We start from the raw sequence: 14,338 nt of genomic DNA on the forward strand, positions 1-14,338 counted from the left end.
TCCGGGATGTAAAAAGATTCTTTCAACAACATAATACAATAAAATAAATAGAGCACACTGATTGGCAATATGTTTATTGTGACCAGTGTGCTTTTTTATAGAGTTTTTACGGCCAGATGATATCGGCTAACTCAGGAAAGTCGATAAACGGGTTACGGTTGCCTTGGATCTCATAAATAGCAAGATTGCGGTGTTTTTCGTAAACGGTCACCGGAAAATCCCGATTCCATTTTAACAATACAGGTATATGTATTTTTTTCATAATTGATTTCTTTATAGCATCCGGGTAGCGAACGAAAAAATAGAGCATTGCCCGGGCAACCGTCCCTTTGCCGTATTCCGGTTCAAAATATTCCCCGGAAGCAACTCCGCAATGATTACGAATTGGTTCTGTTTCTGATTCGGGATTATAAAAAGCATGGTCGCCATACGGTAAATTGGAACGTAATGTATTGCAATCCGGCTGACAAACAAATAAATGGTGAAGATCCCCTTTCATCGGTTCCGCTGCATTGAACCAACTTTGAGGAACAATATGCTCTGTGTTAAATTTTGACTCATAATCAATTGATTTCACTCTTTTTAACATTTCATGCTTATTCAAATATAAATGGTTTAATTCCTGAAATTTTTCATACCGCTCATTGACGGTCATAAAATCATCTAAAAGAAATGTATCCGGATCATTAATTTTTCCTGAATAAATACTTTTCATTGTCCCATCCGGTTGTAAATCGACCCATGTATATAAATACATATCTTTACTCAAAAAATAAGGAATGATATTTTTATGCGTCTTTTTTAAATAGGAATGGAGGGAATAAAATACATTTTTTCCTTTCCCATGAAGGTTCAGCTTTCTATAATACTTTTTCATGAACTGAGCATCTTTTTCCTTATCATAGTAGATATTCTCGTTTTCTTTTATTCTTTTAAGATTATTTTTTAACAAGACAATTGCTGCATTTTTTGCTATGATTCCCGGTTGATCAAACTCGGTCAAATCAAGTTCTATATCCTCACGATGATTTTCCAAAAAAACCCTTCCCCTCAAAACGATAGATTTCCTGACCGGTACCTAAAAAGGATCCGTAAATTTTACACAAGATTGGTATAATCCGTATTACGTACAACCCAAAAAACGGTATTTGAATGCAAATTTTCAGAACAAGAACTTTTTATGCGTTTACCTTTATCTTTATTTTACATAAATAAGTGTTCTTTTCCATTGATTAAGCAATTAACACAATTGCTTTTTTCCGCATACAAATAATAAGGCAGAATTTGTGTGAAAGGGGACAAAGCATGAAACAGAGCGCTAAAGGTAAAAAATGGAAACCAACCATGTTTATTCAACAGCCCGATTATATGATAGGAAATGTAAATGTTCAAAATGAGTATCGTTTTTTTATCGATTTTTATCATGATCGTGGTGGGGGCGAGCATATTATGGATAAAAAAGAAAGGACTCAAGCAGAAGCGACAGATGAGGAAAAAAATCATGATGGTCAAATGAGCAATCAAGAAAAAGAAAACAATACAGAAGACTTTATTGAAAAAATAAGTGGCGAGCTAATACTGGAAGAGGCGGTTAATGAATTAGACCCAATGAATAATAAAAACATGCCAACTGAAGAAGAACTTGGAACAGACACACCAGATGTCGAGGGTAAATTAAATATAGAAGAAAGTGAAGATGATGATAAATTATCAGAAGATGAGGATTTTTCATTAGCAGATCAAGAAGTAGTTGAAACAGATGGGAAGGAAACCGGGGGTACGCATGTAGAAGAATTGAATGAGGCTCGAGATGATACAGAAGAAACACTGAATGGGGAAAAATTGGAACGGAGACGAGAGATTAGACAGCTGGTCAGACGGTTGGCATTTTATCCGAATGTATTGGAGCGGCCGGTTTGTGAAGCGAAAATTAATGGGGATAAAGTATGGATTCAAATTCTTAGCAAACGGGGAGATCAAGTACGAATCAGGAGAAACAGAAAAATTGAGACCATTCATATTGATGAAATTGAAGAGCTTGAGGTTCAAACATAAAAAGAATAGAAAAGAATACACGCAAATGGAGATGCAACCCAGGAACTTGATTTAAAGCAGTTGCAACTCCATTTTTTTATTTATCCGTCATGTACGGTCACTCGAAGCAAAGGTGGGAGATAGGTGCACGTAAACTTCCCAATAAAAATAGTAGTACAGACTCATAAGTCTATACTACATCTAAAAAATTCTTAACCTGTAAAAGGTCCTGGTGTTACTGCCGGATGACAATTAACGCCACAGAAGCAGTTCAAGTCAACTGTAATGCATATACCGGTGTTTACATATCTGCCAAATGCACCTTGGTCTAAGAAAAAGAATAGTAAGTTAGCTAACCCAACTTGTGTTTTCTCATCGTTTGTCGTTTGTGCTACAGGAACGGCTTGTAGAAGTTCTAATGTTGCACAACAAGTTTCGGGATCGACATCTACAACACGGAAAGCGATTGATTCATATACATTTACATCAGGACCGGTACCGGTTCTTCTGATTCCCCTTCCGACAAAGTATTCACATGTACCTTTACAAATCAAAGAGACCGGGATGGTTGTATAGGGACTGGTTGCATTTAATCCGCCGCATAGTTCCTGAAGAGAGGTAGAACATCCACTGGTGCAATGACTATTGGCAGGGTCCACTTTTTCTTGGGCTTCTAAAATGTCAAGTAATATATCACAAACACAGTTATGGTCGAATGTATCTGGTTTAATGCCCATTATCTTTCCTCCTTATCAGTATTTCATATTCACTTACAGACTATGTGAGAAGGCTAATAACGGTATCGGTAAAACGCCTATTTTTAGTTTTTTTAATTATAAAGATGAGATTTCTTTTATATATTGAAGGAGGAGGGATTTTTTATGTTTAGTATTGATGGGTGGTCATTTTTTTTAATTGGATTAGCAACTTTCCGATTAACCCGTTTGATTGTCTTTGATAAAATAACCGAAATGATACGGATGCCTTTTTTTGATGAGGTGGAAGAAGTGAATCCTGCTGGTGACAAAGAAGTGTATTTAGTACCGAAACAAGGAAAGTTCAAAAGATGGATTGGGGAATTATTAAGTTGCTATTGGTGTACCGGGATATGGGTAAGTCTTTTTTTAGTTTTCCTGTATTCTTTTTATCCCATTATTGCGGAACCGTTCATTGTTATTTTAGCTGTAGCTGCAATTGGGGCAATAATTGAGACAATAATAAGCGCTTTTCTGGGCAAATAGAATGAACAAAGTTTTTAAAAATTTCGTAGACTAATATAAAAAGTTAGAAAAGGGGTTAGGACATGAGAAGTAGAACAATGAAAAAATCGATGGAATTAAAACAACCGAAAACAACAATGAAGAAGAAAAAAGATTGTGGTTGTGGAAAAAGAAGAAAACGGGAAACCGACCAATAATAAAGTGAAACTTCCATCAGTGGGGTTATTTACCTCACTGATAGTTAGTTGAACCAATCGGGCACTTACGGGCACTTATCTTCCCCTTTTACATTTCTGATTTCCCTTAAGCCACGGGAGGAAGATTTAGTGACCGTTTGTGCGGGATAAAGTGAAACTTCTATCAGTGGGGTTATTTACCCCACTGATGGTTAGTTGAACCAATCGGGCACTTACGGGCACTTATCTTTCCCCTACATATCTTTGATTTCCCTTAAGCCACAGGAGAAAGATTTAGTGACCGTTTGTGCGGGATAAAGTGAAACTTCCATCAGTGGGGGGAGGTGGAATAAAGCAAACAAGGGTGTCTTTGGAATAAAGATTGCCCTTTCTTTATGTTTTATAACAATTCTCGATTGTGCACATACACATTTTCATTGGTTTCCCAAGCAAAAAGGGAGGACGATTCATATAAAAGTATTGAAAAGAACAACAAATGAAAGGAGCAAAAAAAGATGCCTTTGCAATTACTATTGTTGCAAATCCAAGCAGCAGGGGTCACGATCAATGAAGTTTTTACATTACCAACCAACGTGCCGGGGGAACCTGATTTAACAGGGGTTCGTGTTTTAGAGGTCACCGGAGAAACTGTCACATTTGTAAGAGTCGATTCGCTGGGTGGAAATCGAATTATTGTTCCACTTGATAAAATTGTTGCGATCGATTACCCGCCTTTTGTTCAATAAAATACGAAAAAATAGAAAATAGGTAAAGAGACTGTGCTTCCAATTTAATCGGAAGCTCTTTTCTTTAAGGAAAACGAAAAGAGGGATTCGATGAGTAAAGATGATCGAAAGATATTATTTGTCACGCGTGACCTTTCGAACCGAATTGAAAAAAGTAGCTACTATTTACTTAAGGAATTAAGAAAAAAAGCAAATGTCATCACAAGTGATCTGGATGGTAACATTCACGACATTTTAAAAAACATCAACATACGGCCTGATTTTATATTACTTAATGATCGGAAACCGGATTATTGTCCCCATATAGGCGGATTTACCGATTTGGATATCCCGGTCGGGGCGATTGTTCATGAACTAAAATATAAACCGTATCAAAGAAGCCGATTTTATCAGCGAGAAAATATTCAATATCTCTTTACTCATTATCGAAATGCATTTTTATCCCTTTTTCCGGAATTCCATGATCGAATGATTTGGTTTCCCCATCATGTCCCAATTGATATTTTTAATGATTACCAACTCCCTCGGGACATTGATGTGTTAATGATGGGTGCGATTTATCCGCATTTATATCCCATGCGGGCAAAGTTTTATGAAATATTGAAAAACGAGCCGAATTTTGTTTACCATCCCCACCCGGGTTATCAGGAAATCCACAATTGGAAAAATGTCTATGCAGGTGAAACATACGCAAGAGAAATAAATCGGGCAAAAATTTTTGTTACTTGTGACTCAATCGAGCATTATCCTGTCATGAAATATTTTGAGGTATTGGCGTGCAATACGTTGTTACTCGCCACACCTTCTCAAGAATTGTCCGACCTTGGTTTTATTGATGGGGAGACGTTTGTGGCCGTGGATGAACATAATGTAAAAGAAAAGATTACCTATTATTTGCAAAATGAAGATGAGCGAAAAAATATTGCCAGACAAGGTTTTCAAATGGTTCAACGTAATCATTCAACAGAAAAACGAACAAATGAGTTACTATCACATATTAATAAAATCATAGATAAAAAAGCATGAAAGATATCTTATTAGGTTAACATCCAAAGGTTTCTTTTTTATAAAATTTCAATCGATTTATGTTATCCAAAATTAAATCTTATGTGGAATGCTTAAGAAAATCTATTTATGAGCTAATTACATGATTATTTAAAAATAGAGAAGTAACCAGTCCGTTATAAAAGAAAAAGAATAGTATAGTTGTAAAGCACAAAAAATCAGGAAGTGTTCAGATGAAGGTAATAACGATTTTAGGAACAAGACCGGAGATTATCCGCCTTAGTTTAATCATAAAAAAATTAGATGAATTCTGCGATAAACATATACTCGTCCATACCGGCCAAAATTTCACGAAAAATTTAAGCGACATCTTTTTTGAAGAACTGGAAATTCGCAAACCTGATTATCACCTGTTTAATCATAAAAACACTTTGGGAAATCAATTAGCGACGATGTTCAAGGAATTAGAACAAATTATTCAGGATGAAAAGCCGGATCAAGCACTTGTGCTGGGTGATACAAACAGTGCTTTAAGTGCAGTTTTATTGGAAAGAATGGGTGTTCCGGTTACTCATATGGAGGCCGGCAACCGTTGTTATGATTTGGCAGTACCGGAAGAGAAGAATCGCCGCGTCATTGATGCAATTGCAACATTCAATTTACCGTATACGCCAAATTCCAGAGAAAATCTGTTACGGGAAGGAATTCCTAATAACCGGATCATGGTGAGCGGTAACCCGATTTATGAAGTGTTGGTTCATTATCAATCGAAAATCAATGAAAGTCATATAAGAACAAAATTACATTTGCAAGAAAAAGATTATTTTCTTGTCACTTGTCACCGGGCGGAAAATGTCGATAACGCCACAAATTTAGCAGAAATTTTAAACGGTATAAATGCAGTGGCGGAACATTTTGATAAGCGGGTGATTTGCAGCATCCATCCCCGAACAAAATCAAAACTAAACAATCTTCAAAATAATAAACTTCATCCATTGGTTGAGTTTCATGAGCCATTCGGATTTTTCGATTTTATCCAACTTCAAAAACATGCCTTATGTGTCATGACCGATAGTGGAACGGTTCAAGAGGAAAGTTGTATTTTTCATGTACCTGCAGTAACGATTCGGAACAGTACAGAACGACCTGAAACGGTAGCGTGTGGAAGTAATATTGTTTCCGGAGTCGATGCCAAATCTATTCTTCGGGCAGTAAAAGTCATGGTAGATAGGCAATCTGAATGGGTTTTACCGATAGGCTATGATGATAAATATGTGTCAGATAAAGTAGTTAAATTTATTTTGGGAGGTAAAGGAGTTGTTTGAAGAACAAACCATCTTGATTACCGGAGCAACCGGTTCTTGGGGGCATGAACTGGTAAAACAATTATTGGAAAAAAGGCCTCGTGAAATTCGCATTTTCTCGAGAAATGAAGCGAGTCAAGTGGCCATGCAAAGGAAATTTCAAGACAATAGATTGCATTTCATTATTGGTGATATTCGTGATAAAGAAAGTTTAGTAAACGCAACACAAAATGTGGATTTACTTTATCATCTAGCCGCTTTAAAACATGTACCCGTTTGTGAAGATCAACCAATTGAAGCATTAAAAACAAATGTCATTGGAACGCAGAATGTAATTGAAGCGTCCATCTTAAACAAGGTAAAAAAGGTCATATATATTTCAACGGATAAAGCAGCCAATCCCGCTAACTTCTACGGTTTAACAAAGGCAATTGGTGAACAACTGATCACTCACGCCAACTCACTAACAGACGATACAAAATTTGTCACAATTCGCGGCGGAAATGTCCTCGGAACAAGCGGTAGTGTGATTCATGTTTTTAAAGAACAAATTGAAACGACCGGAAAAGTCAGTATTACGGATAAACGGATGACCCGGTTTTTCTTAACCATTGAAGAGGCTATTCATCTTGTATTCACGGCGACCGAATCGAGTGAGGGCGGCGAAATATTTGTGATGAAAATGCCGTCTTGCCGAATTCTCGATCTCGCCGAGGTATTAATTGAACAATCCGGGAAAAAGGATGTCGAAATAATTGAATTAGGGATTCGTCCCGGTGAAAAAGTCAATGAAGTATTATTTTCAGAATATGAAAGTCAAAACACAGTGCTCTTTGACGAACATTACTTTGTGATTTTACCTACAAAAGATTTTCCAAGATTAATAGAAAAATATCAAAACTGCCAACTTGTCGAAAGGAAGAGCTACAGTTCAAAAGATGATTTAATGAAAAAAGAGGAGATTAGAACGTTACTGCAAAGAGGAGGGTTCTTAAGTTGAAAATTCTCGTATTGGGCGGTGCCGGAATGGCCGGTCATATGATTGTCCAATATTTCCAGACGAAGACCGACTTTGAAGTGAGATATACAACGAGGACCCGGAAAAACGGAATTTACTTCGATGCGACAGATCCGACAGCAATCGAAGAAATTATCCGCCAATACAAGCCGGATGTGATCATTAATGTCATCGGTCTTTTGAATGAACAAGCGGTAAAAAATCAAATGGATGCGATTCTAGTAAATAGTTACCTTCCCCATTTTTTGCAAAAAGTCCTTGATAAATATGGCGGGAAGTTAATTCATATAAGTACCGATTGTGTTTTTTCGGGGGTCGTTGATAAAAATTCCAATTTTCGAATAAATGGAAGTGGAAGATATACGGAAAACGATGAACCGGACGGAACATCGGTTTATGCGATGACAAAAGCCTTGGGGGAGATCCGTTCAAATCACCACGTCACGCTTCGTACATCGATCATTGGCCCGGAGTTAAAGGATGGAATCGGCTTATTCCATTGGTTTATGAAACAAAAGGGTCGGATAAATGGCTACCGAAAAGTATTTTGGAACGGCATTACCACATTACAATTAGCCAAGGTAATTGAAACAGTTATTGAAAAAGATGGAGCCGGGCTTTTTCATATAACGGCTCCTGAAATCATTTCGAAATACGATTTATTAAAACAGATCCAACAAATTTTTTTAAAAAAAGATGTTACCATTCATCCTTATGACGAAATCGTGTTGGATCGTACGCTAAAAAATACGAGAACAGACATCGTTTTTCGGGTTCCGTCTTATGAAAAAATGTTGACGGAATTGTATGAATGGATGGTACGAAATGGTTAACCGGAAAATTCTGATTACCGGGGCGAGAGGGTTTACCGGGTGGCATGCGTGTCAATATTTTCTAAATAACGGCTACCATGTTGTCGGTCTTGTGCGAAAAAAACGTTTCAACAAAGATCTTCCGAATTATAAGGAATGGGAATGTGATTTAACAGATGAATTTTCAGTTTATGATACAATCAAAGCTATTAAACCTGACTATATACTGCATACAGCCGGAAAAAACGATGTGAAAGAATCCTGGGAAAAACCGGCCGAATATGTAACAGTGAATGTATTAGCGACTGTTCATTTATTGGAGGCTGTTAGAAAGGTTAAAAATAACGGGAAAATTTTAGTCATCGGTTCGGCTTTGGAATTCGATCCATCCGGGTTGCCAAATCACCCATACGGCTTGACCAAAACTTTTCAGTCACTTGTTGCGAAATCTTGGCAGACTTTATTTCATTTGCCAATTATGATTGCGAAACCGACCAATTTAATAGGTCCGGGGCCATCCAATGGTTTTTGTTCACTTATCGCTGAAAAAATTGCTTTGGCTGAAAAGGATTGTCTCGCCGAACCCGTTTTGATTGATGACTTGACACAAGAAAGGGATTTTTTAGATGTCCGTGATGCTGTTCGAGCATATGAATTAATTTTATTAAAAGGAAAAATTGGAGAGGTATATCCAATCGGAACCGGCTGTTATCGGACATTAATGAATGTAATTGATTCATATCAATCTTTAACTACCGTTCCTGTCCCCGTTCACATAAAAGCAAATAAACATGACTTGGGCATCGATAAAGGAAAAGGAAGAATGGATTTGACAAATATCCGTGCACTCGGTTGGCATCCCGGTTACCCGTTTCTTTCTTCTTTAAGCGATATTTTAACTTATTATCGAAATAAAGGTTGATTTTTATGCCAAAAGTATCGATTATCATCCCATTCTATAATTGCCCATATGTTTCTGAAGCGATTGCAAGTGCTTTGAATCAAACTTACCAAGAGAGGGAAATTATTGTTGTCAATGACGGCTCGACTAGGTTTACTGAGAAAATCCAACCTTATCTTGAGCAAATTCGTTATATTGAAAAAAGCAATGGAGGAACGGCAAGTGCTTTAAATGCGGGAATTCGTCTATCAGAGGGAGAATATATCGCGTGGCTAAGTTCGGATGATTATTTTCTACCGGATAAACTGGAGAAACAGTTAGAATGGATGATCAAAAATGAATTAAAAATTTGTTTTTCTTCCTTTTACCAGATGAATGAAAAAAGTGAAATTATTGGTGAACCAGTTACCCTTTATTTTCAAAATAATGAGCAAATGGAGCGGACGTTAAAAAGAAGAAATATTTTTAACGGTTCGACAGCAATTATCCACAAAAAAATTTTTCAAGAAATTGGTTATTTTGATGAGAGCCTTTTATACACCCATGACTATGATTTCTGGTTGCGAGTTGCACAAATAACCTCAATCGGCTACTTGGATGTGCCGACTGTTCTTTATCGAATTCATGAAGGTATGGGATCGAAAAAATATAAACCGGATATAAGGAAAGAGCTGCAGTATATTCGAAATAACAGCCGGTAAAATTAGAAACTGTCCCGTTTTTGCGGGGCGGTTTTTTATATTTATAATGGGAAAACAAAGCGAGTTTTGAAAAGCATATATTTTCGGTAATCAACATATTTCATGTTTACATGCTCACATATCCGAGTGATGGGAAACCAATCCATCCATTTCCAATGCATAAAAGTATGGATTAGGCAAAAAAATAAGTTGAACAAAGTTACATAAATTCAATTTAGTGAGGGAACAAAATGGAAAAGCGTTTGATGTTGTTTATTTTTAGCTTAAGTGTTTTATTATTCGGGTGCAGTACAGTTAATGATACACCGGAAACAAGGAGTTCATTAGTACGGACATCTAATCCGAATCCGATTGCAGTCAACAATAAAGATGAAAAATTGGCGGGGGATATTAAAAAAACAGCTTTATCCATTGATGGTATTTATGATGTGGCTGTGATTAAAGGGGAAGCAAAAGATTGCTTAGTTGCATTCAAAGTTCATCATCTTGAGCGATTTCGCATGAAAAAAATTGAAAAACAGTTAACGAAAGAATTACAGAAGCAATTTAAGGATTTGTCTTTTACCGTTTCCAGTGATTTTAAAATTTTTTTGGAAGCAGTTCGATTGAATGAAAAAGTAGAAAAGGAAAATTTGTCCAAGGAGAAAAAGGAAAAACGATTACAAGAGATCATTAAGCTAAGTCGAGAAAAAACGTGATTGGAGAGAAATGGTAGATGGGAAAAAACAATAAAACTTCGGAACAAAAACAATATGAAAAACTGGAGCAACAACATGAAACAAAACGACCGGTGTTAAAAAACTGTATAAAAGCTTTTTTCGTAGGTGGGACGATTTGCGCCATTGGACAAGCGGTCAGTTATTTTTATATTTACTTTTTTAATTTTACAGAACAGACAGCAAGTAATCCAACAGTTGCAACAATGATCTTTTTTTCCATGCTCCTGACCGGCTTTGGAGTTTATGATAGATTGGGTCAATTTGCAGGTGCCGGAAGTGCTGTACCTGTGACCGGGTTTGGAAATTCCGTTATCGCAGCAGCTATTGAACATCGCACAGAAGGTTTTGTACTCGGTGTCGGAGGAAATATGTTTAAGTTAGCCGGATCAGTTATTTTATTTGGTGTATTTTCCGCATTTGTTGTCGCATTAATAAAAACAATTGTTATTCAATGGTTTGGAGGTGGCTTTCAATGATTGTCGGAAAAGCCAGCTGGTTTTTTGAAAATGAACCTGTCATTATTGCGACCGGAGTTACTGGAGGACCGTTTGAAAAAAATGGAAAGCTAGCAGAGGACTTTGATCTCCTTTATGACGATTTATGGATGGGTGAAGACTCTTATGAGAAGGCACATCGGCTTTTGATTGATGAAGCTTGTCGGATCGCTCTGGAAAAGGCTGAATTAACGAAAGAGCAAGTGAACTTTATGATTGCAGGAGACTTGATCAATCAAATTACGCCAACGAGTTTTGCTGCTAGATCACTAGCTGTTCCGTATTTTGGCATATTTGGTGCTTGTTCAACCTCAATGGAAGGGCTGGCTCTTGCTTCTTTTCTAATTAATGGAGATGGTGCCGATTATATCGTTACCGGTTCAGCCAGTCATAACGCAGCGGCAGAAAGACAGTTTCGTTATCCGACAGAATATGGCGGCCAAAAACCTCCGACTGCCCAATGGACGGTGACAGGTGCAGGTTATGCAATAATTGCCAAACAAAACGAAAAATATAGTGAAAAACCGAAAATTACTGCAGCGACGATTGGAAAAGTCATTGATATGGGGTTGAGTGACCCGTTTAATATGGGTGGAGCGATGGCACCTGCTGCAGCAGACACGATTGAAACGCATTTTGAAGAAACCGGGAGAAATCATGAATATTATGATCTGATTGTTACCGGTGATCTGGGGAAAATTGGACGGGCAACAGTCCTTGATCTTCTTCATTCAAAAGGAATACATATTCCCGAAGAAAAATTTCTTGATTGTGGTTTAATGTTATATAAAGAGGAACAACCTGTTCAAGCGGGGGCGAGCGGGGCAGCTTCTTCAGCGACGGTAATTTATGGTCATTTACTTAAACAAATGAACTATGGTTTTTATAAAAAAATTTTATGTGTTGCGACTGGTGCACTATTATCCCCAATGACTGTTCAACAAAAAGAGACGATTCCTTGTATCGCCCATGCCGTATCTATTGAAAAAAATTCATAGATGGTGAACCTTAAAAAGGAGGGAAAATGATGTTAGCAATGTTTTTTTGGGCATTTGTTGTTGGTGGCCTATTTTGTGTTATCGGCCAGTTGCTTTTTGATGTGGCTAAATTGACACCGGGTCATACGTTAAGTTTGATGGTTGTTGCGGGTGCTGTTCTGGACGGACTTGGTTTATACGAACCATTAATGGATTTTGCCGGGGCGGGGGCAACTGTTCCAATCTCCAGTTTTGGGAATTCATTGGTTCATGGTGCGATGCAGGAAGCACAGGCTCACGGTATTATTGGCATTATTACAGGCATGTTTGAAGTAACAAGTTCAGGAATTTCGTCAGCGATTATTTTCGCATTTATCGGCGCACTACTTTTTAAAGCGAAAGGGTAAAGGGATTATCACCATTTTGAGGCAAGATGGACTTTTTTCTGGCAACAAGATCCTTTCTCGTCACCATTTTGAAGCAAGATGGACCTTTTTCTGGCAACAAGATCCTTTCTCGTCACCATTTTGAGGCAAGATGGACCTTTTTCTGGCAACAAGATCCTTTCTCGTCACCATTTTGAGGCAAGATGGACTTTTTCTTGGCAACAAGACCCTTTCTCGTCGACTTTTTTAGGCAAGGAACACTTTTTTAGCGACAAAACCATTTTTTATGAATCCTCTTCAATTTGTTTCTTTCGTAAAAATAATCCTCTTTTGTCCGATTTTTTTTGAGAAAATCAAAAAATTGCCTATACAAACTTACCTCTTTCTACATAAGCTAAATTGTAAACATAAAGAAGTGAGGTGAATTTGTATGTCTTGGGGATACGGAAGTTGCTATTCCGGATATGGTTATGGAGGTTCCGGTTACGGTGGTAATTCATTTGTTTTGATCGTTGTTCTGTTCATCCTTTTAATTATCGTTGGTGCCAGCTATTTATGTTAATATAAAAAAGGGTTGCCCATAAAGTTATTGTTTAACTTTTGGGCCCCTTTTTTTTATGTCAAAAAACCTTCTTTTGGAACAGGTACTTTTCCTAAAAATAGCCTGAACCATTCCGGAACTCATGCATAAAATAAAGTAGTTTTGAAAGGGAGTGTGAGAACAAAGGATGGAAAACAATTTCTTTAAAAATATAGAGAAAAAAACCGGTGTAAACATGAATGACATTTTTCAATTAGCTAATTCCATACAAGGTGCCAATTTACAAGATGAAACAACGGTTCGCCAAGTAGTAAAACAAGTATCAAAAATTGCGGGTCGTAATATTCCGAAAGAAATGGAAGACAAAATTGTTCAAACGATTATTCAAGATGGTAAAAAGCTTGATTTTAACACAATTGCAAATATGATGAACAATAAAAAGTAAGGTGCAACACCCTTACTTTTTATATGGTATAATATAAGTGTAAGGGGATTCGTTTTTAGGGAGGGGATTTCAATGGTAGCCATTTTACCTGTAAATCGCCAAGACTATACGCAATATGTTGAAAGAGTTCTCAATGCTAACGATAAAATGAAATCCGTTGCGGCTGTAACGAAAGCAGGCCGGGTTCCAGCGGTATTAACAGGTGCTTATTTATATAATGAAGAAAAACAGACACTTTTTTTTGATAAAGAAAAAGGGCAATATATAGATATCATTGTTTAGAAAATGTGAGCACAAGTTGGAAAGACTATCCGAAATCGTAATCGGACAGTCTTTTCTGTTGTCATTACCGGGCGCCGGGCTACAGGAAGTGTTCAGCTTATGTGTAACAGGACGTTGCGAATTTAGCTCTGCGCTTTTCTTTAAAGTTCCATTTCCATCGCTTTATGAGGGATTCCTGCATCCAAAAATTCATCGGAAGTTACGGTAAATCCCAATTTTTCATAAAAAGGCAGTGCGTGGGTTTGGGCATTGAGTTTCACTTTCTTTGCTCCTGTTTCTTTTGCATAACGAATAATTTCGTCCATCAATTGTTTACCGGAACCGTTCTTTCGATAGTTCGCTAAAATACAAATTCGTTCAATCTTTCCATAATCTTCCACTTCACGGTATCGTCCGGCTCCGATTGGCTCATTTTCGTCATTATACATAACAAAATGGGTTGCTTGGTTTAATTGATCGTATTGGTCAATTTCTTCCTCAATTGGAACCTGTTGTTCTTGAACAAAGACGATTTTTCTTATTTTTAACGCAGCTTGAAACTTTTCTTCGTTTGTTACTTTTACTACTTTCATCACTG

The 14,338-nt window shown here is 37.2% G+C and carries 19 protein-coding genes; 16 read left to right on the forward strand and 3 right to left on the reverse strand.

Annotated features, from left to right (window positions below):
• Window positions 1-106 precede the first annotated feature (106 nt).
• On the reverse strand, window positions 107-1,036 hold the full coding sequence (locus tag NSQ14_RS06225) for an endonuclease I family protein (protein ID WP_235370304.1): 930 nt from the start codon (window positions 1,034-1,036) through the stop codon (window positions 107-109).
• A 269-nt stretch (window positions 1,037-1,305) separates the two neighbouring features.
• On the opposite strand from NSQ14_RS06225, the gene NSQ14_RS06230 reads away from it, so the two are divergent.
• The gene (locus tag NSQ14_RS06230; RefSeq protein WP_346216994.1) at window positions 1,306-2,055 is read left to right on the forward strand and encodes a hypothetical protein; all 750 of its coding nucleotides are present in this window, start codon (window positions 1,306-1,308) and stop codon (window positions 2,053-2,055) included.
• 191 nt (window positions 2,056-2,246) lie between these two features.
• Here NSQ14_RS06230 and NSQ14_RS06235 read toward each other — a convergent pair whose 3' ends face one another.
• Window positions 2,247-2,771 (reverse strand): CotY/CotZ family spore coat protein, encoded by a 525-nt coding sequence (locus tag NSQ14_RS06235; protein ID WP_041847573.1) that lies wholly within the window; start codon window positions 2,769-2,771, stop codon window positions 2,247-2,249.
• 144 nt (window positions 2,772-2,915) lie between these two features.
• On the opposite strand from NSQ14_RS06235, the gene NSQ14_RS06240 reads away from it, so the two are divergent.
• The 15 genes from NSQ14_RS06240 to NSQ14_RS06310 all read left to right on the forward strand — a co-directional run bounded on the left by NSQ14_RS06240 (window position 2,916) and on the right by NSQ14_RS06310 (window position 13,761).
• The gene (locus NSQ14_RS06240; RefSeq protein WP_034769174.1) at window positions 2,916-3,275 is read left to right on the forward strand and encodes a DUF1360 domain-containing protein; all 360 of its coding nucleotides are present in this window, start codon (window positions 2,916-2,918) and stop codon (window positions 3,273-3,275) included.
• A gap of 670 nt (window positions 3,276-3,945) precedes the next feature.
• Entirely contained in the window at window positions 3,946-4,176 is a 231-nt protein-coding gene (locus NSQ14_RS06245) for a hypothetical protein (RefSeq protein ID WP_034769176.1), read from the forward strand.
• A 90-nt stretch (window positions 4,177-4,266) separates the two neighbouring features.
• Window positions 4,267-5,202, forward strand: a complete 936-nt coding sequence (locus tag NSQ14_RS06250; protein WP_342019950.1) for a glycosyltransferase — start codon at window positions 4,267-4,269, stop codon at window positions 5,200-5,202.
• A gap of 212 nt (window positions 5,203-5,414) precedes the next feature.
• Window positions 5,415-6,506, forward strand: coding sequence for a non-hydrolyzing UDP-N-acetylglucosamine 2-epimerase (gene wecB, locus NSQ14_RS06255; protein ID WP_342019951.1), 1,092 nt, complete (start codon window positions 5,415-5,417; stop codon window positions 6,504-6,506).
• Window positions 6,499-7,485, forward strand: a complete 987-nt coding sequence (locus tag NSQ14_RS06260) for a polysaccharide biosynthesis protein (RefSeq protein WP_216407099.1) — start codon at window positions 6,499-6,501, stop codon at window positions 7,483-7,485. The genes wecB and NSQ14_RS06260 overlap by 8 nt, the downstream gene beginning before the upstream one ends.
• Window positions 7,482-8,336: a dTDP-4-dehydrorhamnose reductase family protein gene (locus NSQ14_RS06265; protein WP_341287556.1), complete on the forward strand. Its 855-nt coding sequence runs from the start codon at window positions 7,482-7,484 to the stop codon at window positions 8,334-8,336. The genes NSQ14_RS06260 and NSQ14_RS06265 overlap by 4 nt, the downstream gene beginning before the upstream one ends.
• Window positions 8,329-9,237 carry an NAD-dependent epimerase/dehydratase family protein gene (locus tag NSQ14_RS06270; RefSeq protein WP_227139665.1) on the forward strand — a complete coding sequence of 303 codons (909 nt, stop codon included), beginning with the start codon at window positions 8,329-8,331 and terminating at the stop codon, window positions 9,235-9,237. The genes NSQ14_RS06265 and NSQ14_RS06270 overlap by 8 nt, the downstream gene beginning before the upstream one ends.
• Window positions 9,238-9,242: 5 nt before the next feature.
• Complete coding sequence (locus NSQ14_RS06275; protein WP_041846050.1) at window positions 9,243-9,917, forward strand: glycosyltransferase family 2 protein; 675 nt, start codon at window positions 9,243-9,245, stop codon at window positions 9,915-9,917.
• Window positions 9,918-10,147: 230 nt separating this feature from the next.
• Entirely contained in the window at window positions 10,148-10,615 is a 468-nt protein-coding gene (locus NSQ14_RS06280) for a sporulation protein (protein WP_251249141.1), read from the forward strand.
• Between the two features lie 17 nt (window positions 10,616-10,632).
• On the forward strand, window positions 10,633-11,112 hold the full coding sequence (gene spoVAC, locus NSQ14_RS06285; protein ID WP_041846052.1) for a stage V sporulation protein AC: 480 nt from the start codon (window positions 10,633-10,635) through the stop codon (window positions 11,110-11,112).
• Window positions 11,109-12,128, forward strand: a complete 1,020-nt coding sequence (gene spoVAD / locus NSQ14_RS06290; protein WP_034769195.1) for a stage V sporulation protein AD — start codon at window positions 11,109-11,111, stop codon at window positions 12,126-12,128. The genes spoVAC and spoVAD overlap by 4 nt, the downstream gene beginning before the upstream one ends.
• 29 nt (window positions 12,129-12,157) lie before the next feature.
• The gene (gene spoVAE, locus NSQ14_RS06295) at window positions 12,158-12,514 is read left to right on the forward strand and encodes a stage V sporulation protein AE (RefSeq protein ID WP_034769197.1); all 357 of its coding nucleotides are present in this window, start codon (window positions 12,158-12,160) and stop codon (window positions 12,512-12,514) included.
• Window positions 12,515-12,923: 409 nt separating this feature from the next.
• Window positions 12,924-13,055 (forward strand): YjcZ family sporulation protein, encoded by a 132-nt coding sequence (locus NSQ14_RS06300; RefSeq protein WP_072012659.1) that lies wholly within the window; start codon window positions 12,924-12,926, stop codon window positions 13,053-13,055.
• 166 nt (window positions 13,056-13,221) lie between these two features.
• Complete coding sequence (locus tag NSQ14_RS06305; protein ID WP_034769202.1) at window positions 13,222-13,479, forward strand: stage VI sporulation protein F; 258 nt, start codon at window positions 13,222-13,224, stop codon at window positions 13,477-13,479.
• Window positions 13,480-13,551: 72 nt separating this feature from the next.
• Window positions 13,552-13,761, forward strand: coding sequence for a hypothetical protein (locus tag NSQ14_RS06310; protein WP_034769203.1), 210 nt, complete (start codon window positions 13,552-13,554; stop codon window positions 13,759-13,761).
• A gap of 140 nt (window positions 13,762-13,901) precedes the next feature.
• On the opposite strand, the gene NSQ14_RS06315 is transcribed toward NSQ14_RS06310, so the two are convergent.
• On the reverse strand, window positions 13,902-14,333 hold the full coding sequence (locus NSQ14_RS06315; protein ID WP_041846054.1) for a GNAT family N-acetyltransferase: 432 nt from the start codon (window positions 14,331-14,333) through the stop codon (window positions 13,902-13,904).
• Window positions 14,334-14,338: the final 5 nt, after the last annotated feature.

Origin of the sequence: Caldifermentibacillus hisashii (assembly GCF_039654145.1) — a bacterium.
Classification (GTDB): domain Bacteria; phylum Bacillota; class Bacilli; order Bacillales; family Caldibacillaceae; genus Caldifermentibacillus; species Caldifermentibacillus hisashii.